This is a genomic window from Amycolatopsis tucumanensis, assembly GCF_021654135.1.
Taxonomy (GTDB): Bacteria; Actinomycetota; Actinomycetes; order Mycobacteriales; family Pseudonocardiaceae; genus Amycolatopsis_E; species Amycolatopsis_E tucumanensis.
The window spans coordinates 652,376-671,648 of record NZ_JAKGSD010000001.1 but is presented as its reverse complement, the minus strand read 5'-3'; the positions used below and the strand labels follow the sequence as shown (position 1 = coordinate 671,648).

At 72.9% G+C, this 19,273-nt stretch carries 16 protein-coding genes; 9 read left to right on the top strand and 7 right to left on the bottom strand.

Annotated features, from left to right (window positions below; genetic code table 11):
• Positions 1-234: 234 nt before the first annotated feature.
• On the top strand, positions 235-372 hold the full coding sequence (locus L2C96_RS03390) for a hypothetical protein (RefSeq protein WP_237335064.1): 138 nt from the start codon (positions 235-237) through the stop codon (positions 370-372).
• Between the two features lies 1 nt (position 373).
• On the opposite strand, the gene L2C96_RS03385 is transcribed toward L2C96_RS03390, so the two are convergent.
• The 3 genes from L2C96_RS03385 to L2C96_RS03375 form a co-directional block, all read right to left on the bottom strand.
• A complete protein-coding gene (locus tag L2C96_RS03385) occupies positions 374-1,498 on the bottom strand; it encodes a DUF1015 family protein (protein ID WP_237335063.1) in 1,125 nt (374 codons plus the stop codon).
• Positions 1,499-1,521: 23 nt separating this feature from the next.
• Complete coding sequence (locus L2C96_RS03380; protein ID WP_237335062.1) at positions 1,522-2,340, bottom strand: alpha/beta fold hydrolase; 819 nt, start codon at positions 2,338-2,340, stop codon at positions 1,522-1,524.
• A gap of 97 nt (positions 2,341-2,437) precedes the next feature.
• A complete protein-coding gene (locus tag L2C96_RS03375; protein WP_237335061.1) occupies positions 2,438-3,478 on the bottom strand; it encodes an AraC family transcriptional regulator in 1,041 nt (346 codons plus the stop codon).
• Between the two features lie 140 nt (positions 3,479-3,618).
• On the opposite strand from L2C96_RS03375, the gene L2C96_RS03370 reads away from it, so the two are divergent.
• From L2C96_RS03370 to L2C96_RS03350, 5 genes are all read left to right on the top strand, one after another.
• Positions 3,619-5,106, top strand: coding sequence for a flavin-containing monooxygenase (locus L2C96_RS03370; RefSeq protein ID WP_237335060.1), 1,488 nt, complete (start codon positions 3,619-3,621; stop codon positions 5,104-5,106).
• The gene (locus L2C96_RS03365) at positions 5,103-6,797 is read left to right on the top strand and encodes an FAD-dependent oxidoreductase (RefSeq protein ID WP_237335059.1); all 1,695 of its coding nucleotides are present in this window, start codon (positions 5,103-5,105) and stop codon (positions 6,795-6,797) included. Before L2C96_RS03370 ends, L2C96_RS03365 begins: the two co-directional genes overlap by 4 nt.
• Before the next feature lie 192 nt (positions 6,798-6,989).
• Positions 6,990-7,610, top strand: coding sequence for an acetoacetate decarboxylase family protein (locus L2C96_RS03360; protein WP_237335058.1), 621 nt, complete (start codon positions 6,990-6,992; stop codon positions 7,608-7,610).
• 338 nt (positions 7,611-7,948) lie between these two features.
• Positions 7,949-8,254, top strand: coding sequence for a hypothetical protein (locus tag L2C96_RS03355; RefSeq protein ID WP_020419116.1), 306 nt, complete (start codon positions 7,949-7,951; stop codon positions 8,252-8,254).
• Positions 8,255-8,858: 604 nt separating this feature from the next.
• Positions 8,859-9,167, top strand: coding sequence for a hypothetical protein (locus L2C96_RS03350; protein WP_026153109.1), 309 nt, complete (start codon positions 8,859-8,861; stop codon positions 9,165-9,167).
• 244 nt (positions 9,168-9,411) lie between these two features.
• Here L2C96_RS03350 and L2C96_RS03345 read toward each other — a convergent pair whose 3' ends face one another.
• Together L2C96_RS03345 and L2C96_RS03340 are read right to left on the bottom strand one after the other, a co-directional pair.
• Positions 9,412-12,195 (bottom strand): hypothetical protein, encoded by a 2,784-nt coding sequence (locus L2C96_RS03345; protein ID WP_237335057.1) that lies wholly within the window; start codon positions 12,193-12,195, stop codon positions 9,412-9,414.
• A gap of 419 nt (positions 12,196-12,614) precedes the next feature.
• Positions 12,615-12,980, bottom strand: coding sequence for a zinc-binding dehydrogenase (locus L2C96_RS03340; RefSeq protein WP_235716172.1), 366 nt, complete (start codon positions 12,978-12,980; stop codon positions 12,615-12,617).
• Positions 12,981-13,232: 252 nt separating this feature from the next.
• On the opposite strand from L2C96_RS03340, the gene L2C96_RS44955 reads away from it, so the two are divergent.
• The 3 genes from L2C96_RS44955 to L2C96_RS03325 are packed head-to-tail and all read left to right on the top strand — an operon-like array spanning position 13,233 to position 17,352.
• The gene (locus tag L2C96_RS44955) at positions 13,233-13,742 is read left to right on the top strand and encodes a cupin domain-containing protein (RefSeq protein WP_237335056.1); all 510 of its coding nucleotides are present in this window, start codon (positions 13,233-13,235) and stop codon (positions 13,740-13,742) included.
• Positions 13,697-14,152, top strand: a complete 456-nt coding sequence (locus tag L2C96_RS03330; protein WP_237335055.1) for a helix-turn-helix domain-containing protein — start codon at positions 13,697-13,699, stop codon at positions 14,150-14,152. Before L2C96_RS44955 ends, L2C96_RS03330 begins: the two co-directional genes overlap by 46 nt.
• A 56-nt stretch (positions 14,153-14,208) precedes the next feature.
• Complete coding sequence (locus L2C96_RS03325) at positions 14,209-17,352, top strand: ATP-binding protein (RefSeq protein ID WP_237335054.1); 3,144 nt, start codon at positions 14,209-14,211, stop codon at positions 17,350-17,352.
• 93 nt (positions 17,353-17,445) lie between these two features.
• Here L2C96_RS03325 and L2C96_RS03320 read toward each other — a convergent pair whose 3' ends face one another.
• Positions 17,446-18,291, bottom strand: a complete 846-nt coding sequence (locus L2C96_RS03320; protein WP_237335053.1) for an ABC transporter permease — start codon at positions 18,289-18,291, stop codon at positions 17,446-17,448.
• Positions 18,288-19,265 carry a daunorubicin resistance protein DrrA family ABC transporter ATP-binding protein gene (locus L2C96_RS03315; RefSeq protein ID WP_020419124.1) on the bottom strand — a complete coding sequence of 326 codons (978 nt, stop codon included), beginning with the start codon at positions 19,263-19,265 and terminating at the stop codon, positions 18,288-18,290. Before L2C96_RS03315 ends, L2C96_RS03320 begins: the two co-directional genes overlap by 4 nt.
• Positions 19,266-19,273 lie beyond the last annotated feature (8 nt).

Genomic DNA, 19,273 nt, shown 5'->3' with positions numbered 1-19,273 from the left:
GGTCCCGGTCTGAGCCACGCTTCCAGGGCGGCGGGCAGCGGCCGGCTCCCCGCGGAGCTGCGGGCGGACATGGTGCTGCTCGACGGCGACCCCGACCGCGGTGCCGAGTGAGCGGATCGGCGAGATCGGTGCGCTGGCGACGTTTGGGTTGCGGGCGGAGGGGCCGGTGCCGGTCTGAGCCACGCTTCCAGGGCGGCGGGCAGCGGCCGGCTCCCCGCGGGGCTCCGTGCGGACATGGTGTTGCTCGATGACGACCCGACGGCGGTGCCGAGTGGGCGGATCGGCGAGATCGGTGTGCTGGCGACGTTCGTCGGCGGCCGCTGCGTGCACGGGGCGGAGGGGTTGCGGGTGGACGGGCCAGTGCCGGTCTGACTCACCCCTCGAGCGCGGCGAGCAGCAGCCCGCTGCGCGGCTTCGGGGTGAAATACGTGCTCTTGCGCGGCATGCGGCGGCCCTGCGCGTGCGCGGCGAGCACTTCGGACAGCGGGACCGGCGTCAGGCGCAGCACGGCGTCCGTCCCCGGTCCGGGGGAATGCCCCTCGGGCAGCGCGTGCACGTGCGGGCCTTCCGGGTCGAGGCCGAGTGCCCTGTCCAGCAACAGGTTCTCCACCACAGCGTGGTCCGGTCCACCGCCGGGCAGCGCCACCACCAGCCCGCCGCCACGGGCGGAAACCGCCACCGTGCCGGGCTCGACACCGGACACTTCGGACACTTCGGGTACCTCCCGCACTGTCAGCCCGGCGGCGCGCCAGGCGGTGGCCAGTTCGCGTGCGCCGAGGCCGGTGCCGCTGATCGTGCGGTGGATCGCGCCGATGCGCAGGTCCGGTCCCGCGGTCACCAGTGCCAGAAGTGGCGTGCCCGCCTCGGCCGCCGCGGCGACGCGGTGGTTGCCGTCGGCCACCAGCAGGGGAGCGGAGCGCACCGCGGCGAGCAACCGGTCCTGCTCGTCCCCGGGGCCGGTGAGCCACAACCGGTGCGAGCGGCCCGCGCCGTCGGTCAGGTCCACCGCGGGATCGCCGTGCATCGCGGCCAGCACGGCGGGCGTGAGCTCGTCGCCGGTGACCGGCACCAGCATCGCGGCGCTCGTCGCGCAGCCGAGGGCCCGCAGCGCCGCGGCGCGTTCGGCGACGACACCGGCGTAGACCTCTTCGCTGTGCCGGATCCGCGCGCCGACCGCCGACGGGTCGACCAGGCACAACACCCCCGCGGCGATCCCGTCGTGCCCGGCGATCCGGTACGGCGCCACCACCTCGCGCACCCGCCGGTAGTCCCGTTCCCGCAACCGGTCCAGCATCGCGCGCGCCGCGGGCAGCGCTTTCCGCAGCGACGCCGCGCCCGGCCGCCGGTGCGGATGCTGCACCGCCAGCAGCGAATCGCCCGGCTCCGCGGCCAGCGCCGCGGTGATCTCGTCGGCGTCGGCGAACTCGTCCACGTCCGGACCGGTCACCGGACCGTCGGGCACCCAGCCGGTGCCGATCGCGCGCGCCCATTCCGCCATACCCCGATCCTGCCGGACCGGGCTCAGCTCGCCTGCGACAGCTCCCCGGTCGGCTCGCCGGACTGCGCGCGGGCCTCGTCCCGCGCCCAGCGGGCCAGGCGCGGCGCGGCGGCCACGTAGAAGTCCGGGTCCAGCCCCATGCCGGTGTGCGTGCTGCGGACCTCGACGCACTCGGCGTACGGGTCCAGGCACAGCTGCCACGGCGCGATCGCGTCCTCGCGCGAGTACACCGCCAGCGCGGGCACCTCCGGCGGCAGCGGCGCGGCGAGCGCCTTGATGTTCTCGTCGTAGCACGGCCCGGTGAAGCAGTCCAGATCCATCAGCCCCGGAATGCCCAAAGTGGACAGACGCGCGAGGACGCGGGCCACCCGCACCACTTTCGGGTGCGCGCCCAGCGGGTCCAGCACCGGGCTGCCGAGCATCACCAGCCCGCGCACCAGATCCGGCCGGCGGATCGCGGCCAGCCGCGCCAGCCACCCGCCGCGGCTCTGCCCGATGATCACCACGCGGCCGCCGGTCTCCTCGGCGTGCTGCTCCAGCCGGGCCTCGATGCGGTCGACCAGTTCGGTGGTGCACCCGACGTTGAAACCGATCCGTGACCCGGCAGGCCGGTACCCACGTGCCTTCAGCCACGCGCTCGCCAGTGTCAAGCTGCGGTCGCCGAACCCGAAACCGGGCACCAGCAGCACACCCAGCCCAACGCCCTCCTCCGGGTCCTCGGGCCGCCAGATCGGATGACGCATCAGTCGCGGGATGTCCAGCAGTGCCAGCAACAGGTGCTCGCGCGCGGCCGTGCGGATCGTTTCGCCCGCTTCGCGCGCGGGCTGGAGCAGCGTCAACATGTGCGGCCTCCTCGCAGCTGAAGAGACCATTGATCTACCCAGGATCCGCGTGGTTGACACCTGGAGCCTTATCCCACCGTCGAAAGGGGACGCGAAGTCAGTCCCGTCTCCCGGACCGCAGGTACCGCGCCGGGGTCGTGCCGGTCCACCGGCGGAACGCGTAGATGAAACTCGACGCCTCCGCGTATCCCAGCCGCAGCGCCACATCCTCCACCGACAGCGCGCCGGTCGCGAGCATCTCCTCGGCGAGCGCCTGCCGGACTTCGTCGAGCAGGCCGCGGAAACTGGTGCCGGCGTCCTCCAGCCGCCGCCGCAGAGTGCGGGTGCTGACGTTCAGCTCCCGCGCCACGTCCTCCATCGCGAGCGTGCCGCCGACGCGGATCAGCTTGTCCCGCACCTGGTGCGCGATGCCGGAGCGGGCACGGCGGCGGCTGACCAGCTCGCGGCACTGCGCCTCGCACAACGCGACCGTGTGCTCGCTGGCCTGCGGCAGCGGCTGCCCCAGTGCGGCCGCGTCGATCGCCACGTGGTGGGCGGGCGCGCCGAACGCCGGACGGCACCCGAAGACCTCCTCGTACCGGACCGGATCGGGTGGCTCGGGGAACCGGAACTCCAGGCGCCGCACGTTCAGGCCGCCGGGCAGGAGGTCCTGCATCACCGTGTGGATCGCGCTGATGTCGCGCTCCAGCAGGAACCGGCGCACGTCGTGCGGCAGCCCGTCGTCCCGCAGCTCGAAGCGCAGCTCCTCGGCGGCCAGCTCGACCACCGGCAGGCAGAAGATGAAGCTGAGGTCGAGGTAGCGCAGGGCGAAGGTGATCGCGTCGCGCAGCGTCGGGCTGCTGATGCAGGCGAACCCGAACACGCCGAACGTGGTGACCCGGTAGCGGACGCCGGCGTCCACGCCGAGGCCCGGCGGGTCGCCCAGCTCCCGCACGAGGTTGCGCGCGACGGTCAGCTCCTGGTGCGCGTCGACCTGCGCCGCCGGGTCCTCCAAGCGCGACGGGGGCAGCCCGGTGCCGCGCAGCAGGGCGTCCCGCGGCACGCCGCGCTCGGACCCGAAGCGCACCAGGAGGGCGACGCTCGCGACGCCGCGGGGAAAGTCCCAGTCCCGGACGGCGACGGGCAGCTGCTGACTCATGGCCGGAAGTATGGATTCCGCCGGTCACCGGCTCGCGGCCGGGGTGGCCGAAAATCTCGGTTTCCTGGCCGCTGGTCTCTGTGGCGGAGTGACCCGCAGCACCTACTGTGGAGTAGCCCCACTCACCGCCGAGGAGCAGCATGGCCCGCACCACCGCCCACCGACCGCCCTCCGTCGTCATCATCGGCGCCGGGTTCGGCGGCCTGGCCGTCGCGACCGAACTGGTCCGCGCCGGGTTCCGCGACTTCACCATCCTGGAGAGAGCGGACGAGATCGGCGGGGTGTGGCGGGAGAACACCTACCCCGGCGCCGGGTGCGACATCCCGTCGCCGCTGTACTCGTTCTCCCACCGGCCCAATCCGGACTGGCCGATGCGGTTCTCCCTGCAGGCCGACATCAAGGCCTACCTCGAAGACGTCGCCCGCGAGTACGGCGTGACCGACCGGATCCGGTTCGGCACCGGCGTCGCCGCGGCGGAGTTCGACGAGGCCACCGGCCGCTGGCGGGTCCGCACCGAAGCCGGCGAGATCATCGAGGCCGACGTCCTGGTGCCCGCCGTGGGCCAGCTGTCCCGCCCGGCGGTGCCCGACCTGCCGGGCCGCGAATCCTTCCGCGGGCGGGCTTTCCACTCCGCGGCCTGGGACCACGACGCCGACCTCGCCGGGAAGCGGGTCGCGGTCATCGGCACCGGCGCCAGCGCGATCCAGTTCGTGCCGAAACTCCAGCGGATCGCCGGCCACGTGACCGTGTTCCAGCGGTCGGCGCCGTGGATCGTGCCCAAGAACGACATCGCCTACCGGCCCTGGCACCGCGCGTTGTTCCGCCGCCTGCCGGTCACCCAGAAGATCGAGCGGTTCCGGATCTGGCTGATCTGCGAGTTCCTCTCGCTCGGGCTGGTCGACCTGCCGCTCGTGCGCCGCTACCTGGAACGGCTGGCGAGCAGGCACCTGACCAGCCAGGTGCCGGACCCGGAGCTGCGCGCCAAGCTCACCCCGGACTACGAGCCCGGGTGCAAGCGGGCGCTGTTCTCCAACGAGTACTACCCGGCGCTGACCCGGCCCAACGTCACCGTCGAGACCGAGAAGATCGTGGAGATCGTGCCGGAGGGCGTGCGCACGGCCGACGGCGTGGTGCACGACGCGGACGTGCTGGTGTACGGCACCGGGTTCCGCGCCACCGACTTCCTGGTCCCGATGACCGTGCGCGGCCGCGGCGGGGCGGAGCTGGCCGACACCTGGCGCGACGGCGCGTGGGCCTACCTCGGCATCACGGTGCCGCGGTTCCCGAACCTGTTCCTGGTGTACGGGCCCAACACGAACCTGGGCGGCAACTCAATCGTCTACATGCTCGAGTCGCAGGCCCGCTACATCGTGCAGGCGGTGCGCGCGCTGGCGAGCAGGCCGGGCGTGGCGCTGGACGTCAAGCCCGAGGTCGCCGCGCGCTTCGACACCGTCCTGCAGCGCAAGCTCGGCCGCTCGGTGTGGACCCGCTGTTCCAGCTGGTATCGCAACGAGGCGGGCCGGATCGTCAACAACTGGCCCGGCACGGTCACGCAGTACCGGCTGAAGACCCGGGCCCTGGATCTGAACGACTACCGCGCGATCGTGGCGGGAGGGGACGGCGCATGACCGGCGAGCTGGACTACGACGTCGTGGTGATCGGCTCGGGTTTCGGGGGCAGCGTGAGCGCGCTGCGCCTGACGGAGAAGGGCTACCGGGTCGGGGTGCTGGAGGCGGGCCGCCGGTTCGCCGACGACGAGTTCGCCAAGACCTCGTGGCGGCTGCGGAAGTACCTGTGGGCGCCGCTGCTGGGCTGTTTCGGCATCCAGCGGCTGACGTTGCTGCGCGACACCTTCATCCTCAGCGGCACTGGCGTCGGCGGCGGGTCGCTGGTCTACGCCAACACGCTGTACGAGCCGCCGGCCCGGTTCTACGCCGACAGGCAGTGGGCGCACATCACCGATTGGCGCGACGAGTTGGCCCCGTACTACGACCAGGCGAAGCGGATGCTGGGTGTCACCCCGTACCCGGGCACCACGCGGGCGGACCGGGTGTTGCGCGAGGTGGCCGAGGACATGGGCATCGCTCACACGTTCCGGCCGACGCCGGTCGGGGTGCTGTTCGCGACCGGTGACCAGAAGCCCGGCCAGGAGGTGCCGGACCCGTTCTTCGGCGGCGCCGGCCCGGCCCGCCGCACCTGCCTGAACTGCGGCTCGTGCATGACCGGGTGCCGCCACGGCGCGAAGAACACCCTGGTGAAGAACTACCTGCACCTCGCCGAGCGGGCGGGTGCGGTGGTGCACCCGCTGACGACGGTGGTGGACGTCCGGCCGCGCCCCGGCGGGTACGAGGTGACCACCGTCCGCACCGGGTCGCGCAGGCACCGCCGGACGTTCACCTGCGAACAGGTCGTGTTCGCCGCGTCCGCGCTGGGCACGCAGCGGCTGCTGCACCGGCTGCGTGACCGCGGCTCGCTGCCGAAGATCTCGAAGCGGCTCGGGTACCTGTCGCGCACCAACTCGGAGGCGATCCTGGCGGTGCGCTCGCGCGACAAGAACGCCGACTACACCGACGGGGTGGCGATCACGTCGTCGATGCACCCGGATGAGGTCACGCACGTCGAGCCGGTGCGGTACGGCAAGGGCAGCAACCTGATGAGCCTGCTCGCCACCGTGCTGGTGGACGGCAAGGACGGGCACCGGCGGTGGGTGCTGGGGCTGCGCGAGCTGGCGCGGCACTGGCGGGAGCTGCCGCGCATCCAGAACCCGCGGAAGTGGTCGGAGCAGATGGTGGGGCTGCTGGTGATGCAGAGCCTGGACAACTCGGTGACCACCTACACGCGGCGGGGGCTGTTCGGCCGCCGGATGACGACGCGCCAGGGCGACGGCGCGCCGAACCCGACGTGGATCCCGCACGGCCACGAGGTCGCGCGGCGGGTGGCGGAGAAGATCGACGGCGTGCCGCAGGGCGCCTGGACCGACATGGCGAACATCCCGCTGACCGGGCACTTCATCGGCGGCTGCGCGATCGGCGACTCCCCGGAGACCGGCGTGGTCGATCCCTACCAGCGGCTGTACAACTATCCGGGCCTGCACGTCGTGGACGGCTCGGCGATTTCGGCGAACCTGGGGGTGAACCCGTCCCTGACGATCACCGCCCAGGCCGAACGGGCGCTCGCGCTGTGGCCGAACAAGGGCGAGGCCGACCAGCGGCCGCCACTGGGCGCGCCCTACGCCCGGCTGGCCCCGGTGGCGCCGAAGAACCCGGTGGTGCCCGAGGCCGCACCGGGCGCGCTGCGGCTGCCGGTCACGCCGGTCTGAGGCCGGTGCGTTGTTTGGTGGTGGGGCCGGTGGCGGCGATTCCGCCGCCACGGGACGGTTATCCGGGTGCGCGTCAGGCCGCGCGTGCCACGGCTCTCTGTCACGCAGCGGCTGGCCCGCGACTCCGGAGCTCCCGGCGTCGTCCACCGGCGCGCGCCGGTTGTCCTGTCCCTTCGAGCTGAGGTTGCCTTGATGTCCGATCCGATCGAGTACCCGCCCGAGCCGTGGCACCTGCGTGGCCACCTGCACGTCTCCGCCTGGTGTGTGCCCGTGGGGGAGCTGCCCGAACTGCCGCCGGGCGTGCGGCCGCTCACGGTGGCCGGGCGGGCGGTCGTGCTCGCCGCGTGGGTCGACTACCAGCCGCCCGGGGTGTTGTCCTACCGGGAGCTCATGGTGACCGTCGTGGTCCGCGGCGGGATCGCCGTGACCATCCCGCACATCTGGGTCGACAGCCCGGCCTCGCTGGCAGGCGGGCGCGCCCTGTGGCACATCCCGAAGGAGCTGGCCGACTTCACCCTCACCGACGAACCGGGCTTCGCCGCGGAGGCCCGCGTGGACGGGGACCTCTTGGCAGGAGCGGAATTCCGGCGCCGTCGTGCGCTGCCGGTGCGGTTGCCGTTGGCCTTCTCCGTCCTGCAGCGCGGCCCCAAGCGCAGCGGCGTGCGGGTGGCCGCCCGGCTCGGGGTGGCCCGATCGGTGTGGCGGGTCGGGGCCGACGGCCCGCTGGCGTTCCTGGCCGGGCGCCGGCCGCTGCTCAGCCTGGTCGCCCGCGACTTCCGGATGCGGTTCGGCGGCGGCCGCCGCGCCGAATGACACGCTTGTAAGTCACCCGCGTGGTCTAATCTGCGCGGCGAATCCGGCCACGCGCGGTATCCGTTACTCCACCGGATCAGGGGGTTTAATCGCGGCACGATCGGATCGCGCCGGACCCGATGACCCAGCGTGAAGACCGGTGCTCGCGTTGTCGCAGCGCATGCCGGTGCGGCCTTTCCAGCGGGCGCCGGCGGCGTTTGAAACGTCGTTCGTCCGGGTGAGCCACGGCCGCTTTCGCGATCACCGAACTTCCCGATCACCGGCTGCTAGCGTCTGCCGTGCTCGCGACGGGGTCACCCGGAGCGGGCGGAACTGTAGCCGAGCGATCGGATGAGAGAGTGCTGAAGAAGTCTGCGATTGTCGCCGCTGCCGCGGCCGGCTTGATGATGATCGGTTCCCCGGCCTTCGCCACGCAGGGCGCGTGGGACGAGGGTGGCGACACCGGCCAGCTGGGCCTGCTCAACGTCGACGACGTCGCCAACGACAACAACGTCGGTGTCTGCGACAACAACGTCAACGTCCTGGGTGTCCAGGTGGCGGACGCGCTGGAGGGTGTCGGCGCGACCGTGCCGATCCTGTCGGGTGCTTCCGACGCCGAGTCCGGTGACGCGCCGGACACCTGCGTCGCCGAGGCCGACAACTGAGGTCTGCGCGACGACCCTGAACCGGCTCCGCCGGCCGGGGTGCTGTGCACGGGTGCGGACGGGAATCACTGGTACTGATTCCCGTCCGCGCCTTTTCTTCGGGTTAGTGGGAAACGCGAACACCCGCATTCGGATTCGGATGCGGGTGTTTTTTCGTGCGCGCGAACGGGGTCGTGGAGCGGCGTCCGCGCGGCCGATCCGGTGCCCCGCGCGCGCTGCCGAGCCACGTGGGAGAGCAGGCCGGGGGCGAATTACATGCCTGTAAGTCACACGGCCGGGCTAATTGCCCGATCTTGTCTACTCACCCAGCGTGGTCGAGCTTCTACCTGATCGAGGGGTTTAGACGCTGTCCAACCGGCGCGCTGCACGGTCGATCACGCGGCGTGAAAACCAGTGTGAGCGAAACGGGCGGATAATCGCAGCGCATCGCGTATGGGCGTGCGGAAGACTGGTTCACGGGTAGCGAAACGTCGTTCGTCCGGGTGATGGCGACAAGCCCGCGCATTTGCTTTCGGCGCACCTTGCCTGCTGATAATGTCTGCCGTGCTCGCGACGGAAGTCTCGTCGCGGCGGAACTGTAGTCGAGTTGATGGGGAATAAAAAGGTGCTCAAGAAGTCCGCAATTGTTGCCGCTGCTGCGGCCGGTTTCATGATGATCGGTTCCCCGGCCTTCGCCACGCAGGGCGGGGGATGGGACGACGGCGGCGACACCGGTCAGCTGGGTCTGATCAACGTCGACGACGTTCTCAACGACAACAACGTCGGTGTCTGCGACAACAACGTCAACGTGCTCGGCGTCCAGGTGGCCGACGCCCTGAACGGCGTGGGCGTGACCGTGCCGATCCTGACCGGCGCCTCCGAGGCCGACTCGGGCTCCGCCCCGGACACCTGCATCGCCGAGGCCGACAACTGAGACCGGACCCCACGGGGTCCTGGGTCGACCGACCCTGATCCGGCCGAGAGTCCCGGTGCGGTCTGACTGCACTCCGGATCCCCGGGACGGTTTTCTGGGTGAGAGCCGGCCGGGTCACGGAAAAAACGGGTGCGGACGGGAATTACTGGTACTAATTCCCGTCCGCACCCGGTGTTCTTCGGGTAGAACAACGACGAGCACCCGTATTCGACGCGAATGCGGGTGTTTCGTCGTGTCCGCGATCTTAGCTTCCGGCCGGTTGTGGCGCGACTCCGTCGGGCGCGCTGGTGCCCTCCGTCACCTCCGGCAGGCCGGCCGCTTCGGCCAGTTCCCTGGCCACCACGTACTCGCCCAGCTGCCTGCCGAGCTCGGCGTAGGCGCCGAACTTGCCGTCGTCGAAGAACTGGTCGCTCGTGCCGTCCCGCGGGAACTCCGGGTGGTGCGCGGCGTAGGACAGCAGCTCGTAGGGCAGGTCCCGCCACAGCAGCGCCTTCGCCACGATCAGCCGTCCCACCCCGGCCTGCCCGCTCTCCGGCGGGTAGTGGATCGTCCCGGTGATCACCGGGCTCTCCGACAGCCTGCTGTTCAGGTTGCTGAGCGGGTGCTCCGGCGAGAGCGGCTCCCCGCCGCCGGGTTCGGACCGCCACGGGTCGTCCAGCGTGACCCGCACGCCCAGCTCCTGCGCGGCCAGCGCGAGCGCCGAGGCCAGCCCGCCCGCTGTCGGCGGCGCGTCCGCGCCCGCGTCGATGCAGTAGATCGTCGTGCAGCGGCGGCGGAACAGCTCGACCAGGCCGAGGTTGTCGTAGTGCCCGCCGTCGGTGACGTGCAGCAGCCGGTCGGCGTGCGAGTGGATGCCGAGCACCTCGCGCAGCAGGTAGGGCAGCCGTCGCGCGTGCGGCAGCGCGGGGTAGGCCCAGGCGGCGCGGTCGGTGCGCGGCGGGCAGCGCAGCAGCACGTCCGGGTTGGGCAGCCACGTGCCCAGCCGGGCCCCGGACAGGGCGAGCAGGATCTGGTACCAGCGCGAGGCGCGGCCCATCGACGACGCGAACGCCGCCCCGCTGATCGCGACCGCGCCCTGGACGGTCAGGTCCCGACGGAACCGGCCCGGCACCGACTCCTGCAGCCGCGCGGTCTCGATCCAGCCGACGTCCGGGCCGCCGACCCAGCGGCTGTTCATCGTGAAGGAGACGGCGCCGAGGCCGGGGGAGGTGCGGCCTTCGCCGGTGAGGTTCGCCGCCGCCGCGAACACGACGCGCGGGAAGTTCTCGGCGTGCCCGTAGGTCGCGAGCGAGCTGCGCTCGGTGCTCGGGTAGGGCGCGGCGACGACCTGCCCGTCGTCACGGCGGACCCGGCGCACGGCGAACGTGCACGCCAGCCGTTCCCGGTAGAAGGGGTGCAGGCTGAGCGAGGTCTCGTCGATCAGCCCGCCGACGACGATCAGCACGACCACCAGACCGAGCGCGGCCCACAGCAGCTCCGGCTCGCCCAGCGGCGTGATCACCGAGGCGAACAGCAGCAGCCAGGCCAGGGCGAGGACCGTGGTCGTGATGATCACCAGGAGGCGCTGGGTGAGGCTGGTCGGCAGCGCCGCGGTGAGCGCGTCGAGCGAGTCGCGCGCCTTGGTGACGACCTTGCGGTTGCGCCAGCCCATCGTCGCCAGTGCGGACACGTAGGTCAGCAGCAGCGCGACGAACGGGCTGCCGAGCGTGATCGAGGGCGGGGTCAGGGTGAGCAGCCGGTCGGCCAGCCAGGCGATGGCGGGCAGGCCGAGCGTGAGCAGCGCGATCAGGCCGGCGAGCAGCGCGAGCCTGGTGGACAGGCGCCGGGCGATCTGGCGCAGCAGCGGCTTCGCCGGCGGGAGCCAGCGGGCCACCAGGGAGACCACGGCGGCGAACACCAGCGTCAGGCCCAGTGACAGCAGCGCGCCCAGCCGGGGCGCGGGGTAACCGCCGTCGCCGGGGAACACGGTGAGCGGGACCTGCTGGTACAGCCAGCCGGCGGCCACGCCGAGCACGACCGCGGGGGCGAACACCAGGAACAGCGACAGCACCAGGCCGCGGGCGATCACGCCGAGGGCGGTGAGCAGCTCGGCCCGCGTGCCTGCGAGGTAGCTGACGTGACGCCGGACGTGGTCTTCCTCGACGCTGCCGGGGCCGAACGCGGTTTCCGGTGTCGCGACCGGACGGCCGCGGGGCGGCTCCTTCGGATCGGTCGCCGTGGTGAGGGCCTGCACCAGCGCGCCCGCGGTGTAGCCGCCGCCGGAGACGGACACCAGGTACTGGGCGCCGAGGAGCCGTTGCCGCAGCGGCTGGAGCGCGCCGAGCGCGACGCTGGCCGAGCGGATCCCGCCGCCGGACAACGCGAACCCGGTGCCGCCGGTCGGCTCGCCCGGGGGCAGGCGGTACCCGTTGCGCCACCGGGTGGCTGCCGTGGTTTCGCCTTCGTCGCAGGCGCCGTCGGGGTCCTCTGGTTTGAGCGCGGCCGAGCAGACGCCGTCGGGCGGGTCGTGCTTCACCGGCCGCGCCGAGCGGAGCAGGGTGAGCACGATGCCGTAGAGCGCGAGCAGGAGCGCCGGGAGCAGCCCGGCGAACTTGGTGACCGCGGCCGCACTGGCCAGTTCGAGCGGGACGGGGGCCGGATCGCGGGTGGCGACCAGCAGGAACACGTTCTCCAGGACGTCCGAGACGACCGCGACCAGCCCGGCGATGCGGCCGAAGCGGGCGACCTCGTACATCGCGGTGCCCGGCCGGCAGACCCACAGCGCGGCGGTGGTGCCCAGCAGCACGGCGAGCCCGTAGCCGGCGATCAGCGCGAAGTCCCACCACAGGGTGGCCGCGGTGCCGGGCGGGAACGGCAGCGGCTGGCCGCGCCCGCCGAGCTGACGCCCGGCGATGCCGGTGTCCTCGGCGAAGGCCAGGTACAACCCGGTGCCGAGCGCGGCGAACAGGAGAGCGGCGACGGCGGTCGAGGCCGCCCTGCCCCGCCCCGGGACCTCGCCCGCCCTGGGCAGCAGCTCACGCCAGCGCATCCTCGCCTCCCCAGCGGATCCGCACAGTACTGCGTGGAGTGTGGTGGCGGTGGCTCCCGGTGTAAAGGCGGGGCCGGATGAACAGCCCGTAACCGTTATGCGTGCGCCGGTTCGGCCAGCCCCCGGCCGGACTCGTCGGGCACCGACGGGAGTTCACGTCGAAGGTGGACTCCGAATTCGTCGCCGTGCCCGGTCAACACGAGGCGTGCGTCCTGAGCACGGCGACCTTCGGACTCGCCGCGGACAGACGGCGCACGAGGATCCGCAGAGGCCGAGCACCACAAGCCGATGGCGGACAGCGACGAACCCGGAACGGTGGCGCTCGGACCGGTCAGGTCCGGGATCTCCCGCCACTCGGAGCAGTCCCCGGTTCATGCGGTGAGGCTATCGGCGCCGCCCCGGGGGAGATCCGCGGCCGGTCAGGGCACGAGGACCACCTTCCCGGTCGCCTGGTCGTCCTCCAGGTAGCGGTGCGCTTCGGCGACGTCGTCGAGGCTGAAGAGCCGGTCGACGTGCGGGTGGAGGACCCCGGCCTCGACCTGGTCGACGACCCGCTGCAGCACGGCCGCGCCCGCCGCGCCGCGCACGGTGTCGCTGTGGAAAGCGGTCAGCCTGGTGCCGGTGGGGATCATCGCGATCGGCTCGAACGCCGGGATCAGCCAGCCGCTGAGCGAGCCCGCCACGCACACCGTTCCGCCGCGGCGGACCAGCCGCAGCGAATCCAGCGCCGAGCTCGTGCCGACCAGGTCGAGGACGTGATCAGGGCCCTCCGGCCACGCCTCGATCGTGAGCGGCCCGCCGTCGTCGACGAAGACGTGGTCGGCGACCAGCGCCGCCGCCTAGTGCCGCCGCCGGGTCGTGGCGGCGGTCTCGGCCCCGAGTGCGGCCGCGATCGACGCCGCCGCCATCCCCACCGACGAGGTCCCGCCGCGGATCAGCAACCGCTCACCGCGCGCCACCCCCAGCGCGTCCGCGCGCCCTGCGCCGTCAGGTACGTCTCCGGCAGCGCGGCGAGCGCCTCCCACGGCAGGCTCGTCGTGACCGGCATCAGCCTCGTGCGGTTGCGGGGCGCCGGGCTGAACCGGTCGGACCTGCGGACCCGCCAGGGCCACTCCCCCTCCGTGGTGTTCCCGCGGGTGCTGGGAATCGAGTGCGTGGGCGAGCTGGCGCCGTCGACCGACCCACGGCTGGCGGAGGGCAGCATCGTCGTTTCGGTGATGGGCGAAATCGTGCGGGCGTCCTCATGCGACCCACTGTCGCGGGCGCCGGAGGTGGCGGGCGGGACGAGCGCCGACCACTCCCACACGCGAGGGCACCTGGTTTACGCGGCCCAAGGCGTCCTGTCCGTGCACACCGAGGGCGGCACGTCGATCGTCCCCGCCAGCCGCGTCGCGTGGATCCCGGCGGGCTGCCCGCACCACCACCGCGCGCACGGGCACACCGACATGCGGATCGTCTTCCTGCCGCCGTCGCCGGCCCAGCTGGCGCCGCCCGACCGGCCGTGTTCCTGGCCTCCGCACTCGCCAGGGAGGTCCTGCTCGCGCTGACCGGTCCCGCGACCGGGACCGCGCGGCTCCGCCGGGTGCTCGTCGACGAACTCCGCGAAGCCGGCGAGCAGCCGCTGCAACTCCCGGAACCCCGCGACGACCGGCTGCGGGCGGTCGCGCGGATCCTGTACGAGCAGCCCGCGGACAACACCCCGCTGGCCGGGCTGGGACGGCGGACCGGGGCCAGCGCCCGCACCCTCAGCCGGCTCTTCCGCGGCGAGCTCGGCATGAGCTTCTACCAGTGGCGGACCCAGGTGCGCGTCCACCACGCGCTCGTCCTGCTGGCCGAGGGCCACGACACCACGCACGTCGCCCACGCCTGCGGCTGGTCGAACCCCAGCAGCTTCATCGCGGCCTTCGCCGCCGTCGTCGGCACCACGCCGCGCCGCTACCGCGCGGACACACGGTGACCGGGAACTGTTAACCGGCGGACAATCCGGACATCGGCGCGCTAGCGTCAGTGGTGATGGACACCCACCTCGAACCCGCCCTGATCGGCCGTGACCACCCGGCGGGCCTGCTGCGCGCCGAGATCGGGCGGGCGGTGGACAGCCACGGCGGGCTCGTGCTGGTCACCGGGGAGCCCGGGATCGGCAAGACCACCCTGGTCACCGGCGCTGCGGACGAGGCGCGCCGGCTGGGGGCGCTCGTCCTCGGCGGCGCGTGCTGGGACTCCGGCAGCGCGCCCGGCTACTGGCCCTGGGTGCAGGTCCTGCGCGGGCTGCGGCGCGCCGCGACCGCCGACGAGTGGGCCGCCGTGGAACGGGACGCCGGGGGCGGGCTGGCGGTGCTGCTGGGCGAGGCGGACCCGCGGGAGACGCCGGACGGGTTCCGCCTCTACGACGCCGTCACCAGCGCACTGGTCACCGCCTCGCACAGCCGTCCGGTGGTGGTCGCGCTGGACGACCTGCACTGGGCCGACACCGCCTCCCTCAAGCTGCTCGAGTTCGCCGCCGGGCACACCTGGTTCGAGCGGCTGCTGCTGATCGGCACCTACCGCGACGCGGAGGTCGAGGTCGCCGAGCACCCGCTGCGGCCGATGCTGTCCTCCCTGGTCGCCAAGGCCCGCACGATCACGCTCACCGGCCTGGAACCCGACGAGGTCGGCCGGCTCATCGCCCGCACCGTCGGCGAGACCCCGGGCCAGGACGTCGTGGCCGAGGTGCACCGGCGCACCGGCGGCAACCCGTTCTTCGTCGAGCAGGCCGCGCGCCTGTGGCACAGCGGCGGATCGGTCACCGCGATCGCGCCCGGGGTGCGGGACGCGGTGCGCCGCCGCCTGTCGCTGCTGCCGGAACCGGTCGTCGGGCTGCTGACCACCGCCGCGGTGCTCGGGCAGCAGTTCCACCGCCAGGTGCTCGCCGCGGTCGCCGCGATCCCCGCCGCGCCCGCCGACCGGCTGCTCGACCAGGCCGTGGCCGCGCGGCTGGTCACCGTGCGCGGCGGCGGCCGGTTCGCCTTCGCCCACGACCTGGTGCGTGAAACGCTCTACGACTCGCTCGGCGAGGACGAGGCCCGCGAACGCCACGCCGCGGTGGTCACCGCGCTGGAGGGCAACCCCGCGCTCGCGGATCGGATCCTGCCCGCCGAAGCCGCGCGGCACGCCTACCTCGCCGGCCCGCTGGTGCCGCCGTCGCGGGCGGTGGACCTGCTCGTCGCCGCCGCGCGGGCCGCCTCCGGCCGGATGGCGTTCGAGGAAGCCATCGGGCACTTCCGCCGCGCCGCCGAGATCACCGACGAGCCGCGGCGGCGTGTGCTCGTCCTGCTCGAACTGGGCGGCGAGCTGCACCACTTCGACGAGCCCACCGAGGGCTGGGCGGTGTTCGAGGAGGCGAGCGCCCAGGCCCGCGCGCTGGGCGACGCGGAGCTGCTGGCCCGCGTGGCGCTGACCGCCTACCGCTGGGGCGACGACGCGGAGCGCGCCGACCTGAAGGCCGGGCTGATCGCCGAGGCCCACCGCGCGCTGATCGGGCCGGGCGAAACCGAACGCCCGCTGGAGGACCGGGCCAGGGAGGTGATCGTCCAGCTGGGCAGGCTCGCCCGCGAGGACGGCGACGACGAGGCGCTCGGCTTCAGCCTGTCCACGCTGCACGACTCGATCTGGGGGCTGGGCACGGCGGTCGAGCGCGAAGCGCTGATGGCGGAGCTGGCCGAGGTCGCGCACCGCAGCGGGGACACCGAGACCGAGCAGTACGCCACCTCGCTGCGCTGGGTCGCGCTGCTGGAGCTGGGCGACCCGCGGTACTTCGACCAGATGCGGGCGTTCGTGGCGCTGGCCGAGCAGGGCGATTCCCGCCGGATGCAGTTCGGCGCGCAGATCGACCAGAGCATCCTGGCCGGGTTCCAGGGCCGCTTCGCCGACGCGGAGGCCCTGTTCGACGATGTCCTGTCGACGCCGGAACAGGTGCACCACACCCACTTCCTGCCGATGCTGCGCCACCACCGGTGGTCGCTGCTGCTGCAGCAGGGCCGGTTCGACGAGCTCGCCGAGTTCCACGCCGGCCTCGGCCCCGGCGACTACCCCTATCCGGGACTGCTGGAGGCCACCACCGCGGCGCAGCGCGGCGACGCGGCCGCGGCGGCCGAGTACCTGGCCGGGCTGGGGGAGCGGGATCCGTTCCCGCGGTCGTACCTGCCGATGTTCCTGCGGCTGCAGGCGCAGACCGCGGCGGCCGCCGGTGACGAGCGGCTGGCCGAGCGGGCCAGGGAAGCGCTGCTGCCCTACGACGGGCAGTGGCTGGTGTCGGTGTTCGGGTTCGAGATCAGCGGCCCGGTCACCCTCTGGCTGGGGAAACTGGCCGCGTCGGGGCGGCGCTGGGACGAGGCGCTGGAGCGGTACCGCGCGGCCGAGCGGTCGGCCGAGTCGATGTGGGCCCGGCCGTGGGTGGTGGAAGCCCGGCTGGCGCGGGCCACCGCGCTGCTGGACCGGGCCGCGCCGGGCGACGAGCGCGAAGCCGCCGAGCTGCTGGACGTCATCGCCGCCGAGGCGGCCGAGCTGGGCCTGCGGCACGTGCCGGAACGCGTGCGGCGCCTGCGCGCCCGGGGCCACGAGCCGGCCGCCACCGGGGAGTTCCGGTTCACCGGCACGACGTGGACGCTCGCGCTGGCCGGGCGCACGGTGCACCTGCCGGACGCGAAAGGCCTGCGGGACCTGCACTTCCTGCTCAGCCACCCGGGCACCGACGTGCCCGCGGTGCGGCTGCTGGACCCGGCGGGCGGCGAGGTGGTGGTGGCGGCCCGGCGCCTCGGCGGGGACGAGGTCCTCGACGACACGGCGAAGGCGGCCTACCGGCGCCGTCTCGCCGCGCTGGATGACGAGATCGACGCGGCGGCCGCCCGCGGCGACGACGACAGGGCCGCCCGGCTCGACAGCGAGCGGGCGGCCCTGCTGGAGGAACTGCGTGCCGCCGCCGGTCTCGGCGGGCGCACCCGGCGTCTCGGGGACGAGGCCGAGCGCGCCCGCAAGACCGTGACCGCCCGGATCCGCGACACCCTGCGCCGGCTGGACGGTCGCCACCCCCAGCTCGCCGAGCACCTGCGGGCGACCGTCTCGACCGGCGCGAGCTGCCGCTACGACCCGGGCGAACCCGGCATCACCTGGCGGCTTTAGGTGGGTTTCGGGCGGCGGAGCCGTCCGAACCACGCCCGCAACTCGCTCCGCTACCCGCACCGCCACGCAGGCCGGCGGGGCGACAGTTCCGTGTCACTTGCGGTTGTAGAGCCGCATCGTCAGCGTGCCGAACACCGCGAGCAGCGCGCCGCTGGCGATGAACGTCCACATGATGTCGCTGCCGTCCGGGGCGCCCATCATCAGGCTGCGGACCGCGTCGGACAGGATCGTCACCGGGTTGACGTTCACGAACGCCTGCAGCCAGCCGGGCATCGTGGCCGGGTCGACGAACACGCTGGACAGGAACGTCAGCGGGAACAGCACCATCATGCTGACGCTCATCACCGACTTCTCGGTGCGCAACAGCAGCCCGAACATGGTCCAGATCCAGGAGAACGCGAACGAGAACACCAGCAGCAGCCCGATGCCGGCGAGCACGCCGCCGACGCCGCCCGCCGGCCGGAAGCCGAGGATCAGCCCGACGCTGAGGATGACCGCCGAGGCCGTGCTGTAGCGGAACACGTCGCCCAGGAGCGCGCCCACCAGCGCGGCAGGCCGCCAGATCGGCAGGGTGCGGAACCGGTCGAACACGCCCTTCTCGATGTCGATGTTCACGCCCAGCCCGGTGTACATCGTGATCATCACGACGCTCATCACCAGGATCCCGGGCAGCAGGAACTGCAGGTACTGCGTGGTCGACCCGGCCAGCGCGCCGCCGAACAGGTAGGTGAACATCAGCGTCATCATGATCGGGAAAGCGGTGACGTCGAACAGCTGCTCGGGCACGTGCTTGATCTTCAGCATGGCCCGCCAGCCGAACGTCAGCGACGCCGACAGCGCGCTGGGCCGCTGCGGCTGCTCGCCGGCGTCGAGCACGGCGTGCAGGCTTTCGGCCGCCGGGGTGTAGGCCGGGGTCGTGTCGGTCGTGGTCGCGGTCATGCCGCTGCCTCCTCTTCCGCGGGGTGGTCGGTCAGGGCCAGGAACACCTCGTCGAGGCTGGGCTGGCCGAGGGCGAAGTCGTCGACGGTGATGCCGGCCTGCGTCAGTTCGGCCAGCGCGCGGGCGGCGTGCTCGGCCGCGCCCAGGTCGGACTCGCCGCCGCCGATGCGCGCGGTCAGCGACACCGGGTCGCCGCCGAGCTCCACAGTGGACCCGAGCGCGCGGGCCATCACCCGCTGGGCCTCGGCGCGCTGGGCGCCGTCGCGCAGGCGGACGTGGATCGAGCCGGCGCCGACGGAGGCCTTCAGCTCGCCGGGGGTGCCCTCGGCGATCACCTTGCCGTGGTCGATGACCGCGATCCGGTCGGCGAGGTGGTCGGCCTCGTCGAGGTACTGGGTGGTGAGCAGGACCGTGGTGCCCTGTGCGACGATGATCCGCACGATGTCCCACACCTGGTTGCGGCTGCGCGGGTCCAGTCCGGTGGTCGGCTCGTCCAGGAACAGCACGTCCGGGGTGCGCAGGATGCTCGCCGCGATGTCGATGCGCCGCCGCATGCCGCCGGAGTAGTTCTTCACCTGCCTGCCGCCTGCGTCGGTCAGCCCGAACGCCTCCAGCAGCTGGTCGGCGCGGCGCCGCGCGGCGGGCTTGCGGTGGCCCAGCAGGCGGCCCAGCAGCACGAGGTTCTCGATGCCGGTCAGGTCCTCGTCGATCGAGGCGTACTGGCCGGTGAGGCTCACCCGTTGCCGCACCGCGTCCGGTTCCCGCAGCACGTCGTGGCCGAACACCCTGGCCTGGCCGCCGTCTGGCCGGAGCAGGGTGGCCAGCACCCGCACCGCGGTGGTCTTGCCCGCGCCGTTCGGTCCGAGCACGCCGTACACGGTGCCGGCGGGCACGGCCAGATCCACGCCGTCCACGGCGCGGGTCTTGCCGAACACCTTGACCAGCCCGGACGTTTCGATCGCCAGGTCGCTCATGGTCCTTC